Annotated in this window: 11 protein-coding genes; 3 read left to right on the forward strand and 8 right to left on the reverse strand. The window is 74.8% G+C overall.

Annotated elements, in window-relative coordinates:
• Positions 1 to 27: 27 nt before the first annotated feature.
• On the reverse strand, positions 28 to 1,365 hold the full coding sequence (locus tag V9U70_RS23020) for a peptidoglycan-binding domain-containing protein (RefSeq protein ID WP_336678110.1): 1,338 nt from the start codon (positions 1,363 to 1,365) through the stop codon (positions 28 to 30).
• A 165-nt stretch (positions 1,366 to 1,530) separates the two neighbouring features.
• Between V9U70_RS23020 and V9U70_RS23025 the strand changes: the two genes are divergently transcribed.
• The gene (locus V9U70_RS23025; protein ID WP_336678111.1) at positions 1,531 to 3,633 is read left to right on the forward strand and encodes an MDR family MFS transporter; all 2,103 of its coding nucleotides are present in this window, start codon (positions 1,531 to 1,533) and stop codon (positions 3,631 to 3,633) included.
• 10 nt (positions 3,634 to 3,643) lie between these two features.
• On the opposite strand, the gene V9U70_RS23030 is transcribed toward V9U70_RS23025, so the two are convergent.
• Positions 3,644 to 4,132 (reverse strand): GNAT family N-acetyltransferase, encoded by a 489-nt coding sequence (locus V9U70_RS23030; RefSeq protein WP_336678112.1) that lies wholly within the window; start codon positions 4,130 to 4,132, stop codon positions 3,644 to 3,646.
• Between the two features lie 286 nt (positions 4,133 to 4,418).
• Between V9U70_RS23030 and V9U70_RS23035 the strand changes: the two genes are divergently transcribed.
• Both V9U70_RS23035 and V9U70_RS23040 read left to right on the forward strand, forming a co-directional pair.
• Positions 4,419 to 6,569, forward strand: a complete 2,151-nt coding sequence (locus tag V9U70_RS23035; protein WP_336678114.1) for a phosphatase PAP2 family protein — start codon at positions 4,419 to 4,421, stop codon at positions 6,567 to 6,569.
• A 558-nt stretch (positions 6,570 to 7,127) separates the two neighbouring features.
• On the forward strand, positions 7,128 to 7,643 hold the full coding sequence (locus V9U70_RS23040; RefSeq protein ID WP_336678116.1) for a M23 family metallopeptidase: 516 nt from the start codon (positions 7,128 to 7,130) through the stop codon (positions 7,641 to 7,643).
• A 134-nt stretch (positions 7,644 to 7,777) separates the two neighbouring features.
• On the opposite strand, the gene V9U70_RS23045 is transcribed toward V9U70_RS23040, so the two are convergent.
• The 6 genes from V9U70_RS23045 to V9U70_RS23070 form a co-directional block, all read right to left on the reverse strand.
• On the reverse strand, positions 7,778 to 8,632 hold the full coding sequence (locus V9U70_RS23045) for an ECF transporter S component (RefSeq protein WP_336678118.1): 855 nt from the start codon (positions 8,630 to 8,632) through the stop codon (positions 7,778 to 7,780).
• Positions 8,633 to 8,745: 113 nt separating this feature from the next.
• Entirely contained in the window at positions 8,746 to 10,539 is a 1,794-nt protein-coding gene (locus V9U70_RS23050; protein ID WP_336678120.1) for an ABC transporter ATP-binding protein, read from the reverse strand.
• Complete coding sequence (locus V9U70_RS23055) at positions 10,536 to 11,726, reverse strand: energy-coupling factor transporter transmembrane component T family protein (RefSeq protein ID WP_336678122.1); 1,191 nt, start codon at positions 11,724 to 11,726, stop codon at positions 10,536 to 10,538. Before V9U70_RS23055 ends, V9U70_RS23050 begins: the two co-directional genes overlap by 4 nt.
• Positions 11,723 to 12,454, reverse strand: a complete 732-nt coding sequence (locus V9U70_RS30635; RefSeq protein ID WP_419724014.1) for an SCO2322 family protein — start codon at positions 12,452 to 12,454, stop codon at positions 11,723 to 11,725. The genes V9U70_RS23055 and V9U70_RS30635 overlap by 4 nt, the downstream gene beginning before the upstream one ends.
• Positions 12,451 to 13,701, reverse strand: a complete 1,251-nt coding sequence (locus tag V9U70_RS23065; RefSeq protein WP_336678124.1) for a prenyltransferase/squalene oxidase repeat-containing protein — start codon at positions 13,699 to 13,701, stop codon at positions 12,451 to 12,453. Before V9U70_RS23065 ends, V9U70_RS30635 begins: the two co-directional genes overlap by 4 nt.
• Before the next feature lie 340 nt (positions 13,702 to 14,041).
• Entirely contained in the window at positions 14,042 to 14,653 is a 612-nt protein-coding gene (locus V9U70_RS23070) for a TetR family transcriptional regulator (protein ID WP_336678126.1), read from the reverse strand.
• Between the last annotated feature and the right edge of the window lie 183 nt (positions 14,654 to 14,836).

A 14,836-nucleotide genomic window follows, 5' to 3' on the forward strand; every position in this document is an offset into this window, starting at 1 on the left:
CCCCGGATCGGTGGTTCCCGCGCCCGCTCAGCGGCGCCCGCGCCCGTGCGTCTCCGCCTCCAGGACGCGCCGCGTGTTCGGCCCGTACACGCCGACGGGGTCGCCCTCGATCGACTTGTACGACTGGTAGATGATCACCGCGTTCTCCACCCGGTCGGTGTAGTTCCCGTCCGGCGGCCCCTGGTAGAGCCACACCTCCATGAGCCGCTTCTGCAGGTCGGAGACCTCCGGGCCGTGGTCGCCGCGCCGCAGGGAGACTCCGGCGGGTTCCACGGGCGCGGGGGCGGACGGCGTCTTCGAGGCCCGGTCGGCAGTGGCTTCGGGGGACGGGGCCGACGCCGTCGGCGCCGCCGCCGTCGTGGCGGTCGGACGTGCCGTCTCGCTCCTCGTCGGAGAGGCGGACGCGGAGGGAGAGGCGGAGACGGTGGGGGAGGGGGAGAGGCTGCGGGAGGGAGCGGCGGAAGGGGAGGGGGACGGGGCCACCGACGCCGCCGGCTCTTCCTCGATGTCCGGGACGCTCGCGGTCGCCTCCGGCAGCGCCTCGTCACGACGGTCGTCGCCGCCGAACAGCCCCCCGGCGAAGGCGGCCGTGCCGACCACGGCGACCACGGCCGCCCCTGCGGCGAGGGCGGCGATGGGGCGCCTGCGGCGCGGCTGCACGGGGTCGGCCGCGTAGCCGGGGCGCCCGCCCCCGGCTCCGGCGGGCGTACGCCGACGGCTGCCGTCAGCCGCAGTGCCCCCCGCGGGCCCGGCGCCGCCCAGGAACAACGGCAGGGTGGTGGCCGCATCCGGAACGCCGGCCCCCGGCCCGGGGCCCGCCGCGGACGCCCCCGCGTCCGGCTCCCCCGCACGGTGAGCACCGCCTCCCGACGCGTCGGCGTTCGGGCTGCCGCCTCCCGACGCCCCGGCGTACGGGGCTCCGCCTCCGGGCGCACCGGGAGGCGGCAGCCTGTCGCCTCCCGGTGCGCCCTCGTACGGAACGCCGCCGGCCTGCGTGCCGCCTACCCGCGCGCCGCCGTGTGAGCCCGCGCCGCCGGGCGCCGCGCCGCCCTCCGGTGCGCCGAACGGCCCCTCGCGCCCCGCCGGGCCGCCGTACGGGGCCCCGCTCTCCGGCGCGCCGTCGTACCCGGCCCCGTCCGCCGGGTCCGCGCCCGGCGTCGGGTCGTTCGGCAGCGTCACGTACGGCCTGATGCGCAGCGGGTCGAAGTCCTCGGCCGCCGCGATCTCCGCCGCGCGCTCCCGCTCCCGCTCCCGCGCGGGCGTCGCCCGCTCCGCGCCCGCGCCGCAGCGGCACGGCTCCCCGTGCGCCGCGCCGGGCGTCCCGGCCGTCCGTCTTCCGCACTCCGGGCATACGTGTCCGGTCATCGTGGGCCCCTCCCCTTGAACTGCCTGCGATTATGCAGCCCGCCCCGGGCGAGCCCAACGGCCCGCCGGCCGGCCGGGTCGCGGGCCGTCGGCGCCCGGCAGGCCAGAGCGGGGCGAAACGGCCAGGATGGGGGTGTAGCGGATCAGCGGACCGAGGAGACGCCCATGGCCCAGCAGCTGAGCCCGCCGCCTCCGGCCCCTGGTGAAGGGCAGACCCGCCGGACGGTCCTGGTGGCGATCGGCGCCCTGCTCCTGGGCATGCTGCTCGCGGCACTCGATCAGACCATCGTGTCCACGGCGCTGCCGACCATCGTGAGCGAGCTGGGCGGCATGGACCACCTGTCCTGGGTGGTCACCGCCTACATGCTGGCGGCGACCGCGGCGACCCCGCTCTGGGGCAAGCTCGGCGACCAGTACGGCCGCAAGAAGCTCTTCCAGACCGCGATCGTCATCTTCCTGGTCGGCTCCGCCCTCTGCGGCGTCGCCCAGGACATGCCCCAGCTGATCGGTTTCCGGGCCCTGCAGGGTCTCGGCGGCGGCGGGCTCATGGTGCTGTCGATGGCGATCGTCGGCGACATCGTCCCGCCCCGAGAGCGCGGCAAGTACCAAGGCCTGTTCGGTGCCGTCTTCGGCGCGACGAGCGTCCTCGGACCGCTGCTGGGCGGCTTCTTCACCGAGCACCTCAGCTGGCGCTGGGTCTTCTACATCAACCTGCCGATCGGCGTCGTCGCGCTGCTCGTCATCGCGGCCGTGCTGCACATCCCGGTCCACCGGGAGAAGCACACCATCGACTACCTCGGCACCTTCCTCATCGCCTCCGTCGCCACCTGCCTGGTCCTCATCGCCTCCCTCGGCGGTACGACCTGGGACTGGGGGTCGGCGCGGATCATCGCGCTCGCGCTGCTCGCCGTCGTCCTGCTGACCGCGTTCGTCGCCGCAGAGCGGCGTGCCGCGGAACCGGTCCTGCCGCTGGGACTCTTCCGTATCCGCACCTTCAGCCTCGTCGCCGTGATCAGCTTCATCGTCGGCTTCGCGATGTTCGGGGCGATGACCTATCTGCCCACCTTTCTCCAAGTGGTCCACGGCATCACGCCGACGATGTCCGGCGTCCACATGCTGCCCATGGTCCTCGGCATGCTGCTCACCTCGACCGGCTCCGGGCAGATCGTCAGCCGCACCGGCCGCTGGAAGGTGTTCCCCCTCTCGGGCACCGCGCTGACCGCCGTGGGCCTCCTGCTGCTCCACCGCCTCGACGCCTCCAGCTCCACCTGGGAGATGAGTCTCTCCTTCTTCGTGTTCGGCGCCGGGCTCGGCCTCGTCATGCAGGTGCTCGTCCTCGTCGTGCAGAACGCGGTCTCCTACCAGGACCTGGGCGTCGCCACATCCGGGGCCACGTTCTTCCGCTCCATCGGCGCGTCGTTCGGCGTGGCCGTCTTCGGCACCGTCTTCACGGGCCGGCTCACCGGCCGGCTCGACGGCGTACTGGCCGGCCGTACGCTGCCGCCCGGCGTCGACGCCGACCGGCTCGCGTCCGACCCCCGGGCCATCGCGGACCTGCCCGCGGACCTGCGCCCGTCCGTGCTCGGCGCCTACTCCACCGCCATCACGGACGTCTTCCTGTATGCCGCCCCGGTCGTCGCGCTCGCCTTCGTCCTCGCCTGGTTCCTCCGGGAGGACAAGCTCCGGACCTCGGTGACCGCGCCCGACACCAGCCAGACCCTCGCCTCCAACCCCGTCGAGCGCTCCTCCCGCGACGAGTGCGCCCGCGCCCTGTCGACGCTCGCCACCCGCGAGGGCCGCCGCGAGATCTACGAGAAGATCACCGCGAGGGCGGGGTACGACCTGCTGCCCGCCGCCTCCTGGCTCCTGCTGCGCATCAGGCGGCACGGCACTGTGGAGCCCGGTCGGCTCGCCGAGGCGGTCCCCGTGCCGCTGCGCGTGATCACCGAGGCGGCCCGGCAGGTGGAGGAGCGAGGGCTGGCCCGCCGGGAGGGGCCGCAGATGGTCCTCACCGACGCGGGGGGTGAGGCGGTCGTCCGGCTCTCCCAGGCACGCGAGGACTCCCTCGCCGAGCTCCTCGGCGACTGGTGGGGGCCCGAGCGCCCCACCGACCTGGTCAACCTCGTCTCCGAGCTGACCGCCGAGATGAGCGGTTCGAGCAAGGAACGCCCGCGCGCCCCGGAACCGTCCCGCGACCACGAGGCCCGGCGGGACCACGACGCCCGCCACGACCCCCACCCCGACCGTCACGGGCCCCCGGCCCCGTGAACGCTCCGCGTCACAGCTCCTTGGCGAACCAGCGCTCCGCGTAGGGGTTGCGGCGGTGGAAGGCGGGCACCTCCCGGTACCCGTGCTTCGTGTACAGACCGCGCGCCTCGACCAGGTCGTTGCGGGTGTCCAGCCGCAGCAGCCGTACGCCGAACCCCCGCGCGGCCTCCTCCACCGCGGCCAGGAGCAGCCCACCGCCGCCCGTGCCCCGGAACCCCGGCCGCACGTAGACCCGTGTCAGCTCCGCCGTTCCCGCTCCGGCGGCCTCCGTCAGCACCAGCCCGGCGCAGCTCGCGGCCGTCCCGTCTCTGCGGCCGAGGACGAACTGCCCGGTCGGGGGCGCCAGCAGGTCGGCCCCGTCGTCCGCGAGCCCCGCGGCGATCTCCTCGTCGGTCGCCTGCCGCAGCCAGTAGCGGCTCGCGACCTCCTCGTAGTAGTCCCGGCGCAACGCCGTCGCGTCTGGTGAGTCGAAGCGCTCGGCGGTCACGGTCCACGTCATGGGGCGCATTCTCGCCCTCGCCGCAGCGTGACGGCCACGGAATTACGTGGAGGGGGGAAGCAGCGCAGTCCGGGCAGGCGGCGGCCGGGAGGGGCGGCGGGGCCGGGCCGCCGCCGGACGCGGCTCCGGCAGCGTACGCCCGCGCGTGCCCCGCCGCCGCCCTCGGCCCGCGGGCGTCGGGACGGAAGCCATGATGACAGTCAGGCAAAGAGGGGGTTGATTGTGTCTACCCCGTAGGGCAATGCGAGGCTTCATCCGGCACGGCTCCTCATGGAAGGGGCGGTGCATGGGACGGCGGGAGGGGCGGCGCAGCGTGGCGAATGCGGATCACAGTGTGCGCGGTGGCGCGGCGGCGGAGGAGGGGACGAGGACCGGGGCGGCCCGGGTCGTTCTCTGGCTGGTCGTGGCCGTGCTCGCGGTACGGCAGGCGACGGTGGTGCTCCGACAGCCGCCGGGGGAACGGTTCCTCGACCTGGAGGCCTGGACCGGGGAGAACGGAGTCCTGCGGTCGACTGGCTCGCTGTACGACGGCGGCCGTTTCACGGGAACGCCCTTCGCCGGTCTTGTGCTGAAACCTCTCACCGCCTCGGCCCAGCAGGCGCTCGGCGTCGCGTGGACGCTCGGCTCCCTCCTGCTGGTCGTCGCGCTCGGCGTCGTCGCGGCCCGCGCCCTGCCCCGGCCGGCCGGCCGGCGGACGGCCCTGTTCGCGGCCCCCGTCGCGATCATCCTGCTTCTGCTGTCGCTGCCGGTCCGCAACGCCCTGCACCTCGGGCAGACCAGCGTCCTGCCGGTCCTGCTGGTGCTCCTGGCCTGCTTCGTCGTCCGGGAGCACCGGGCTGCGGGCGTTCTGGCCGGGCTCGCCGCCGCGCTCCAGCCGGTGTTGCTGCTCTTCGCCGTCCTGCTCTGGCTGACCGGCAGGCGGCGGGCCGCGGGGAGCGCGGGGGCGGCCTTCGCACTGGCCACGGCCGCCGCCTGGGCCCTGGCGCCGAAGGACTCGTGGACGTACTGGCTGCACCATGCCGGGGGCGCCGGGCTGGGGGAGCGGCCGGACAGCCTCGCCAACCAGTCCCTGCACGGGGCGCTGCTCCGGCTCGGGTTCGAAGGCCCCCTGGAGACGGCCGTGTTCCTCGCGCTCGCCGCCGTCGTCGTGGTCCTCGGACTGCGCCGCGCCGTGCGGTACGCGCGGGACGGGCAGCTCCTCCTCGCCGTGGCCGTGACCGGCTGCGTCGTGGTGGCCGTATCGCCGACCGCCTGGCAGCACCAGCTGCTGTGGGTGCTCCTCGCGGGCGTCGGCAGGGTCGGCAAGCAGGCTGCCGACCGGCTGGTCTGGCCGGCGGTCGTGGTCCTGGCCGTCACCCTGCCGGGAACGATGCTGCTGCCGAACATCGAGACGCTTCTCCCCGTACGCGACAACGTGCTGCTCCTCGCGGCCCTCGGAGCGGCCTGCGTCGCCCCGTTCCTGCTCCGCACCTCGCCGTACTGGCAGCACCCGGTCCCGACCGACCACGCGAAGCCGGTCGCCGCACGCTGGCGGCGGGTGCCCCTCCTGCCGTTCTGGAGGCGGGTGCTCAGCCGCCCCAACCTGCTGCTGGAGCTCCTGCTCATCCGGGTCGTCTACTCCGCCTACGCGCAGGTCCGCCTCGCCGCCACCGCGGGCCGCCCGCTCGCAGAGGAGCACGGCCGGCAGATCCACGCGATCGAGCAGTGGCTGCACATCGACATCGAGCACTGGGTCAACCACACGGTCGTCCGGATCACGTGGCTGAGCGAGTTCTTCGACTACTACTACCTCACGTTCCACTTCATCGTCCCGTTGACGATCCTCGGCGTGCTCTACGTGCGGCGGCCCGCGGACTACCGGTGGGTCCGCTCCTCCATCGGCTTCGCCACCCTGCTGGCGCTCGTCGGCTTCTGGCTCTATCCGCTGGCCCCGCCCCGGCTGATGCCCGGCCTCGGCTTCATCGACACGGTGCACGGGGTGCAGGACTTCGCGAAGCCCGACTACGGGACGCTGACCACCGTCACCAACCAGTACGCGGCGATGCCGTCGCTGCACTTCGGCTGGTCGCTGTGGTGCGGGGTGGTGATCGTGATGCTCGCCCCGCGGATGTGGATGAAGGCGCTGGGGCTGCTGCACCCGCTCTTCACCATCGCCGCGATCGTGGCCACCGCCAACCACTGGGTGCTGGACGCGGTCGGCGGCGCCCTGGTCGTCGCGCTGGGCTTCGCCCTGACCTACCTGCTGTCGGGGCCGAGAGCGCTGACCACCGACCGGGCCGACGGGGGAGGGCCCACGGAACCGCGGTCCCTCGCCGAGCGGTCCGCCGAGCCCCGGCCCGAGGTCCCGTCCTTCCCCGCGCAGTCCCCTCCCGTAGCGGAATCCGTACCCGCGTCGGTGCCCGGGCCCGGGGCCGCGGCGAAGGTGGGCGGCCCCTGAGGGCTGTACGGGGTCGTGATCGCCGAGCTTCTTTCGCCGGGCCAGGCCGCCAGACGGCCCGAGGCCCTCAGGAAAAGGGAGAAGGGCGGGCAAGGGCGGACGAAGAGCAAGCTGACCGGCGGCTTCCGCCCCGGGCCGTGATAGGTCGGGAGCCAAGTCGGAAGAAGTCGAGATGAATAGCCACTGGCCCGATTTCTCGCTCGACTTTCATTGACCTGTGCAAAAGCGCGTCGCGCGGGCGGGGCTGCCGACCGGTGTGCGGATGCCGGGCGCACGCTGCCCCGCCGGACGTGGCTTCCTGCCTGGCGCTATGGCGTCACTGGGCTTCTCCACCCGTTCGGCCTGCGCCGACGCCGTGTGCCGGTATGTCCGAGAAGCCAGTGGTCAAGACCAATAACGGGACGCGACGGCACTCGTGGGGCCCTTGCGTGACCGGCCATGAGGCCAGATCCTTCACTCTCTCCGCACCAGTGGAATCGCGGAGTCAGGGTCTGTCGAAACTAATGGCTGGAGAAATACGTGAATCGAGCGAAAAGGGTCCTGCGCGGAACTGCGGTCATGGCCGGTGCGCTGATGACGGCGGCGGCCGTGACGGTGACGGGAGCCTCCCCGGCCGCGGCCGCGGACTACTACTACGAGTTGCCGTACCCGGCGGGCGAGGCCTACACGGTCACCCAGGGCCCGGAGGGCACGTACTCGCACACCGGTCCGTACAACGAGTACGCCTGGGACTTCGGGCTCCCGGCGAACTACGAGGTCTCCGCCGCGCAGGGAGGCACGATCGTCTACTCCGACTGGTCGCCCTACTGGGAGAACGGCATAGAGGTGATCATCCGGCACTCGAACGGCCAGTGCACCCACTACGCCCACCTGAACCGGGCGATCTACAACGCGGGCGCCTGGGTTCCGCAGGGCCGGGTCGTCGGCTGGTCGGGCAGCACGGGCGCCTCAACCGGCCCCCACCTGCACTTCCAGGTGATCGACTGCAACAGCCGCGTGGGCCTGCCCGCCACGTTGCAGGGCTGGACGCCCTACACCGGAACCCGCCCGGTCAGCGTGAACTCCTACGCCTGACCCCGCCGGTCCTCAGCCTCGTATCGACAGCGCCGGCGCCGCGCCGGGGCGAAGCCCGTCGGGCGGGAGGAGCGCCGGTCAGGGGTGAGAGGACGGTCGGCCGGCGGCGGTGACCGCCGGGGTCCCGAAGGGCGTCACGCGTCGGGCCGCTCGAAGGCCGGGCGGGCGTCGAAGGCGGCCCGGCGGGTGGCCCGGCGCAGCGCCTTCAGCAGGGTCGGGCCGATCGCTGCCGTCAGGACGACGGTGAGCGCGGCCCGGCCCAGGTCCCAGCCGAGGGAGGTCGCCGCGCAGTAGGCGAGGAAACGCACCAGGTTCTCGTGCAGCGGGTCGCCCGCGACGAACGAGATGCCCGACCCCATCCCGGTGATGATCGTCCAGCCGTGCAGGTTCATCACCGTGCCGTACGCGAACGCCGCGAGGAAGCCGTAGACGGCCAGCATCGCCAGCTCAGCCCGGCCGCGCAGCCGGTCGGGTCCCGGCAACAGTCCCGCGCCCATCGTGAACCAGCCCATCGACAGCATCTGGAACGGCATCCACGGCCCCACCCCGCCCGTGAGCAGCGCGGAGGCGAACATCGTCACAGAGCCGAGGACGAATCCGAAGCCGGGGCCCAGCACCCGGCCGCTCAGCACCATCAGGAAGAACATCGGCTCCAGGCCCGCCGTCCCCGCGCCCAGCGGGCGCAGCGCGGCGCCCACCGCCGCCAGCACGCCGAGCATGGCGACCGCCTTCGCGTCCATGCCGGACTCGGAGATCGTCGCCACCACGACCGCGACCAGCAGCGGCAGCAGCGCCGCGAACAGCCACGGCGCGTCCCGCGCGTGCGCGAGTCCGGACCCGGCGTCGGCCAGCAGCGGCCACCCGAAGGCGACCACGCCCACCGCCCCGATCAGCGCCAGCGCGGCGACCGACTTCGGCCCGAGCCGCACCGGCCGCGCGGCCCCCTCCCGCACGCCCGCAGCCCGGCCCTCACCCGTGCCTCCGCTCACCGTCCGGCTCCTTTCCGTACGCGCACCGCGCGGTCCTCTCCAGCGTCTTCGCCGCGCGGCCCCCCGCCCCCCGCTCCGTCCGCCTCCGGCCTCCCCGCCCCCGCGGCCGCCGCTCATGCGCCCGCGTCCAGCGCCCCGCGCACCTGGGACACGGTCAGCCACTCCTGCGGGGCCAGGACCTTCGCCGTCTGCGGGGCGAACGCGGGGGAGGAGACGACCACCCGCGCGGTCGGGCCGTCCGCGACGACCTCACCGTCGGCGAGGATCACCACCCGGTGTGCCAGTTCCGCCGCCAGCTCCACGTCGTGGGTCGCCAGGACGATGGCGTGGCCCTCGGCCGCCAGGCCTCGCAATACGCCGACGAGGCGGGCCTTGGCCGCGTAGTCCAGGCCGCGCGTGGGCTCGTCCAGCAGCAACAGGGGCGGGCGGCCGGTCAGGACGAGCGCCAGGGCCAGGGCGAGCCGCTGGCCCTCGGAGAGGTCCCGGGGGTGGGCGGCGTCCCCGACGCCCGGCAGCAGCTTCGACACGAGGGCCCGGCAACTGCCCTCCGGCGCGCCCGCGTCCCGGTCGGCGGCCGCGCACTCGGCGGCCACCGTGTCCGCGTACAGCAGATCGCGTGGCTCCTGCGGGACCAGGCCGACCCGGCGCACCATCGCCCGCGGGTCCGTGCGGGCCGGAGCGAGGCCGCCGACGAGCACGGCCCCCGCGGTGGGCTCGACCATGCCGACGAGCGCGCCGAGCAGCGTGGACTTGCCGGACCCGTTGCGGCCCATCAGGGCCACCGTCTCGCCCGGAGCCACGGTGAACGTCACCCGCCGCAGCGCCTCCACCCGGCCGCGCCGCACCCCGAGCCCCTCGACCCGGGTGACCGGGTCGCCGGCCGGGGCGCCGGACGCGCCGGGCCCCCGGCGGCCCAGCAACCGGGCCAGCCTCCCGGGCTTCACGCGGCCGGCGGGCGGTCGAGCGGCCGGGGGACGTGCGGCCCCAGGGCCCGCGGCGTCCGAAGAGCCCGCGGCGCCCGCAAGGTCCGACGGGCCCACGGCCGGCTCCAAAGCAGGCCCGACCTCGAAAGCCGTCGCCGGGGGCCGCGCCGACGCCAGCCGGGCCCGCAGGCCGTCCGCCGCTCGCCGGGCGTCCCGCACCGACAGCGGCAGCGGGTCCCAGCCCGCCAGCAGCCCCAGCTCGGCGACCGGCGGCCGTACCGGCGACACCTTCATGATCTCGGCGGGCGACCCCGTCACGGGGGCGGCGCCCGGCGCGGGAAGCAGCACGACCCGGTCCGCGTACTGCACCACCCGCTCCAGCCGGTGCTCGGCCATCAGCACGGTCGTCCCGAGGTCGTGGACCAGCCGCTGGAGCACCGCGAGGACCTCTTCGGCCGCCGCCGGGTCCAGCGCGGACGTCGGCTCGTCGAGCACCAGGACCTTCGGGTGCGGGGTGAGCACCGAACCGATCGCCACCCGCTGCTGCTGACCGCCCGACAGGGTCGCGATCGGCCGGTCGCGCAGCTCGGCCAGGCCCAGCAGGTCGAGCGTCTCCTCGACCCGGCGGCGCATCACGTCCGGAGCCAGGCCCAGCGACTCCATGCCGTACGCCAACTCGTCCTCGACCGTGTCGGTGACGAAGTGGGCCAACGGGTCCTGCCCCACCGTGCCGACCAGATCCGCCAGTTCCCGGGGCTTGTGCGTACGGGTGTCACGCCCGTCCACCGTGACCCGGCCCGACAGCAGCCCGCCCGTGAAGTGCGGGACGAGGCCGGACACCGCGCTCAGCAACGTCGACTTGCCGACTCCTGACGGTCCGACGAGCAGGACCAGTTCGCCCTCGGGGACGGTCAGGTCGACGCCGGACAGCGTGGGCCGCTCCGCGCCCTCGTACCGCACGGCGACCCGCTCGAACCTGATCACGCCTGCTCCTTGCTGGGACGCGCCGAATCCTCGGCACGGCGTGCCTGCTTCTTGGCCCGGCCGGGGGACGGCGGTACGGGGGCGGCCAGGGCGGGCGCCAGCCCGGCCAGCACCGCGGCGGCCGGCCACAGCGGCAGCACCGGGGCGGTCAGCGGGACCACACCCGGACGCAGCGCCGAAGGGTCCACGGCCGCGGCCCAGATCATCGCCGCGGCGACCGCCGCACCCGACCCCGCGACCAGCCATGCCCGTGTCCGCCACCGGTCCGGGCGGTAGCGGGTGCGCACGGAGCGGCGGCCGCCGAGCCGCAGCCCCGCCATCGCCGCGGCCAGCCCGGTCAGCAGCAACGGCAGCCCGTACACCGCCCCCTGCGCGGCCAGGAGCCCGTACGTGCCCGCGCACACCCCGAGGAGCCCGCCCAGGGTGAGGACGTTCGTGGTGTGCCGGACGGCGGCCGGGACCAGGGCCGTCCGCCCGTACCCGCGCGCGTCCATCGACGCGGCCAGGGCCACCGACCGCTCCAGCGCCCCCTCCAGCACCGGCAGCCCGATCTGCGCGACCGCCCGCACCCCGCCGGTCGGCCGGCCCCGCAGCCGCCGCGCGGTGCGCAGCCGCAGCACGTCGGCCACCATCGTCGGAGCGAACGTCATCGCCACGACGACGGCGACCCCCGCCTCGTACAGCGCGCCGGGCAGGGACTTCAGCAGCCGGGCCGGGTTCGCCAGCGAGTTCGCAGCGCCGACGCAGATCAGCAGCGCCGCCAGCTTCATCCCGTCGTACAGCGAGAAGACCAGCTGCTCCGCGGTGACCCGGCCGCCGATCCGCACGCCCTGCGCCCAGCCGGGCAGCGGGAGTTCGGGGAGCGTCAGCACGGTGTGCGAGCCGGGGATCGACGATCCGAGGAAGACCGAGAAGACCAGGCGCAGCGCCACGACGAACAGCCCCAGCTTGACGAACGCCCCATAGGAACGGGCCCACGGCGCGTCCGTGCGCCGGGCCGCCACCACATAACCCGCCACGCCCACCAGCAGGCCGAGCAGCAGCGGGTTCGTCGTGCGGGAGGCCGCGGTGGCGAGCCCCAGCGCCCACAGCCACCACGCCCCGGCGGGCAGCGCGTTGCCGCGGTCCGCCTCCGGCGGGCGCAGAGCGCGGTGCAGCAGCCGGGCCGGGCGCGGGGACGCGGTCACCGGCGGCGGCGGGCCTGGACCACGGCGGCGAGCCCCAGCAGCAGGACCGCGGCGACGCCGACGAGCAGACCGGCGGACGGGCCCCCGCCGCCCCCGTCGTCCGGGCCCGTGCCGGCAGCGGTCTCGTCTCCGGAGCCGTCCCCGGCACCGCCGTCCTGCCCGGGAGCGGAGGCGGACGGCTCCGCGCTGCCGTCACCGGAGACCTGCTCGCCGCAGCCCGATTTTGGATAGCCGGAGATCGCACAGAGCATCGCGCTGCTGTCGTACCGCAGCGGCTTCGCCACAGAGGCGAGGGCGTCCGCGCTGCTCGCGTCCGGAGCGACCCGCGCGCACGCCGTGCGCGGCGCGGGCGGCTCCTCCCCGTCCGGGGCGTGCGCCCCGGTCCCGAAGTCGATCACCAGCGCCACCCGCTTGGCGCCGTCCCGCGCCGGGGCGCCCGCGCAGATCGATCCGAAGTCGGGGGCACGGCGCGGCTGGGCCGCGTCGCTCGCGTCCTCGCTCACGGCGAACCGGAAGCCCTGGACCGTGCCGTCGTCCGGACGCAGCAGGGACGGCCCCTGGGCGGCGTACTCCCAGTTCTCGCCCTGGCCCTCCCAGAAGGACCAGTAGCGGTAGCCGGCCGCCTCTGCGCTGCCCGCGCCCAGCAGGACGACCGCCGCCGCGGCCAGAGCGGTCAGCAGCGCCACGGCCGGGGACGCCGGCCGCCCCCGCGCTCCGGCACGCCTCACGGCTGCTGCTTCTTCCGGCGCATGCTGAGCAGGAATCCGATGCCCACGCCGGAGAGGAGACCGATGCCCACCAGCCACCACAGGCCGAGCCCGGCGTCGTCGCTGCTGGTGCCGCTGGAGGGCTGCGCACCGGTCGGCTCCGCCGAGGGCGCCGCGGTGGCGGCCGGGGCGGGACCGGTCTCGTTGAGCTGCTTGACGAGGTCGGCACCGCCGAAACTGCGGGCGTCCGCGTCGGTGGCGTGCGCCGCGAAGATCAACTGGGCGGTGGCGGCCGGGCCGCCCTGCTGCGCCCAGCTCCCGGCGTTCTTCTCCAGCCAGGCGACGGACGCCTCCGCCTTGTCCTTGTGGCCGGCGGCGGCGAGCGCGACGACCGCGTCCGCCGTGTTGCCGTAGTCGGGCTGCGGGGCGCTGTCCTCCGCACCGGGCATCGGGGGCTGCCGCAGGTACGGCGACTCCTTCAGAGTCTTCGCAAGGAACGAGGCGCCGTTCTGGGCGCTCTGCTCGGGGCTGAGGTCGTCGCCCTCCGTGCAGACCGGGTCCTTCACCGCGTTGGCGTTCCCGACGGCCATGCCCTTGCCCTGGAGACCGAGGACCGCGGCCGCCGAGGCGTCCAGGTTGGCGACGAGCTCGCCCTTCTTGCCAGGCTGGTAGGCGAACGCGCCGCCGTCCTCCTTCCCGCAGGGGATGGCCAGCGCCTGGAGGGCGGTGTACGGGGTCCTTCCGTCGGCGGTGGTGAGCTCGCTGACGGGGACGCCGGTGCGGGCGAGCGCGCCGATCACGACGGAGGTGGAGTTCGCGTCGCTCGGGCTGCCGGGGTTGTAGCCCCAGCCGCCGTCGTCGTTCTGCACGGACTTGAGCCAGTCCGCGCCGTTGTCCGCGGCGTCGCGGTGCTGGTTCACCTCGACGAGGGCCTGCACGGCGGCGGCGGTGGCGTTGGTGTCCATCACGGTCGACGCGTCACAGGGCTCGGAGGCGTCCCGGTACGAGGCGAACGCACCGCTCTCGCACTGCTGGCCCACCAGCCAGTCCACCGCGGCGGTGGCCGGCGTCACGTACTCGATCTTCTGGGCGAGGAAGGCCAGCGACTGGCGCCAGACCCCGTCGTACGTCGGGTCCGTGGTGCCGTAGAGCCCCGGCGGCAGCTGGACCGACGGGGAGGGGCTCGGTGCGGCGACCGCTGCGGGCGCCGCCGCGCCCAGGAGCAGGGCGGTGGTCGCGAGCGCGGCTGCGCTGCGGCGTACGGTCATGGCTGGCTGGGCCTCTCCTGCGGGGGCCGGACTCCGCCGGCGCACGAGGGCGCCGGGCTCCGGCCCCGTATGCCTCGACGGTGCCGGCCACCGGGGTTCCGGTGGCCCGAGCCGGTCACGCTCCGCCAGGAGGGCGGTCCGGCTGCCGTCGGACGGGACGGTTCACGGCTGGGGCGCAGCGCCGGACGCGGACCGGCTTCCCCCTGGACGGGCATGATGACGACCTGCCCACTCTACCGGGCCGCGGGGGGCGGCCCGGGGCCCGGCGGACGCCCGGGGCCCCGGAGGGCCACCCGGCGCGTGGGGCGTCGCGGGGCGCGGTCCCCGCCCGCGCGGGGAATCAGGCCCGCTCCGGCCCCGCCGTCAGGTCGATGAGGCGGCAGGCCGTCTCGATGTCGATCCCGACCTGGGCGATCGACGCCCGCCCCGACAGCCAGGAGATCAGCGCCGAGTGCCATGTGTGCTCGATCACCCGGACGGCGGAGAGCTGCTCGGGCGTCGGGTGCTCCAGGCCCGTCGCGTCCAGGATGATCGCCGTGGTCAGCCGGGAGACGGCATCGACCTCCGGGCTGACGCTGCGGTCCGCGAAGGTGAGGGCGCGGACCATGGCGTCGGCCAGGTGCGGTCGGCGCTGGAGGGCGCGGAAGGCGCGCATCAGGGTTTCGGCCGCCCTCTGGGACGCGTCGTCGCCGGCCGGGGGGCGCTTGCGGAGGGTGGCGTGCAGATGCTGGAGCTGGTCCTGCATGGTGGCGACCAACAGGTGGATCTTGGAGGGGAAGTAGCGGTAGAGGGTGCCGAGCGCGACTTCGGCGGCCTCGGCCACCTCGCGCATCTGCACCGCCTCGAATCCGCCCCGGCCGGCGAGCAGGGCGCTGGCGTGCAGGATGCGGCGGCGGCGGGCCTCCTGCCGTTCGGTCAACGGAGTCGCCGCCGGTCTGGCGTCCGCGGTCATGCTGTCACCATCCATGATCCATGGCCGGTCTCCCGGCATCCGGAGCGGACGGACGGGCGTCCCGGGCGCGCACAGCATGCCAGGGCTTCCGCCGTGGTGCGAATCACCTGATCCGGCCGTCACGCCGACGCTACCTGCCGGTAGATTCGAGGCACGCCGCACGACCAAGTCTGTAACTTGTTC

The organism is Streptomyces pratensis (assembly GCF_037137275.1).
GTDB classification, from domain to species: domain Bacteria; phylum Actinomycetota; class Actinomycetes; order Streptomycetales; family Streptomycetaceae; genus Streptomyces; species Streptomyces pratensis_B.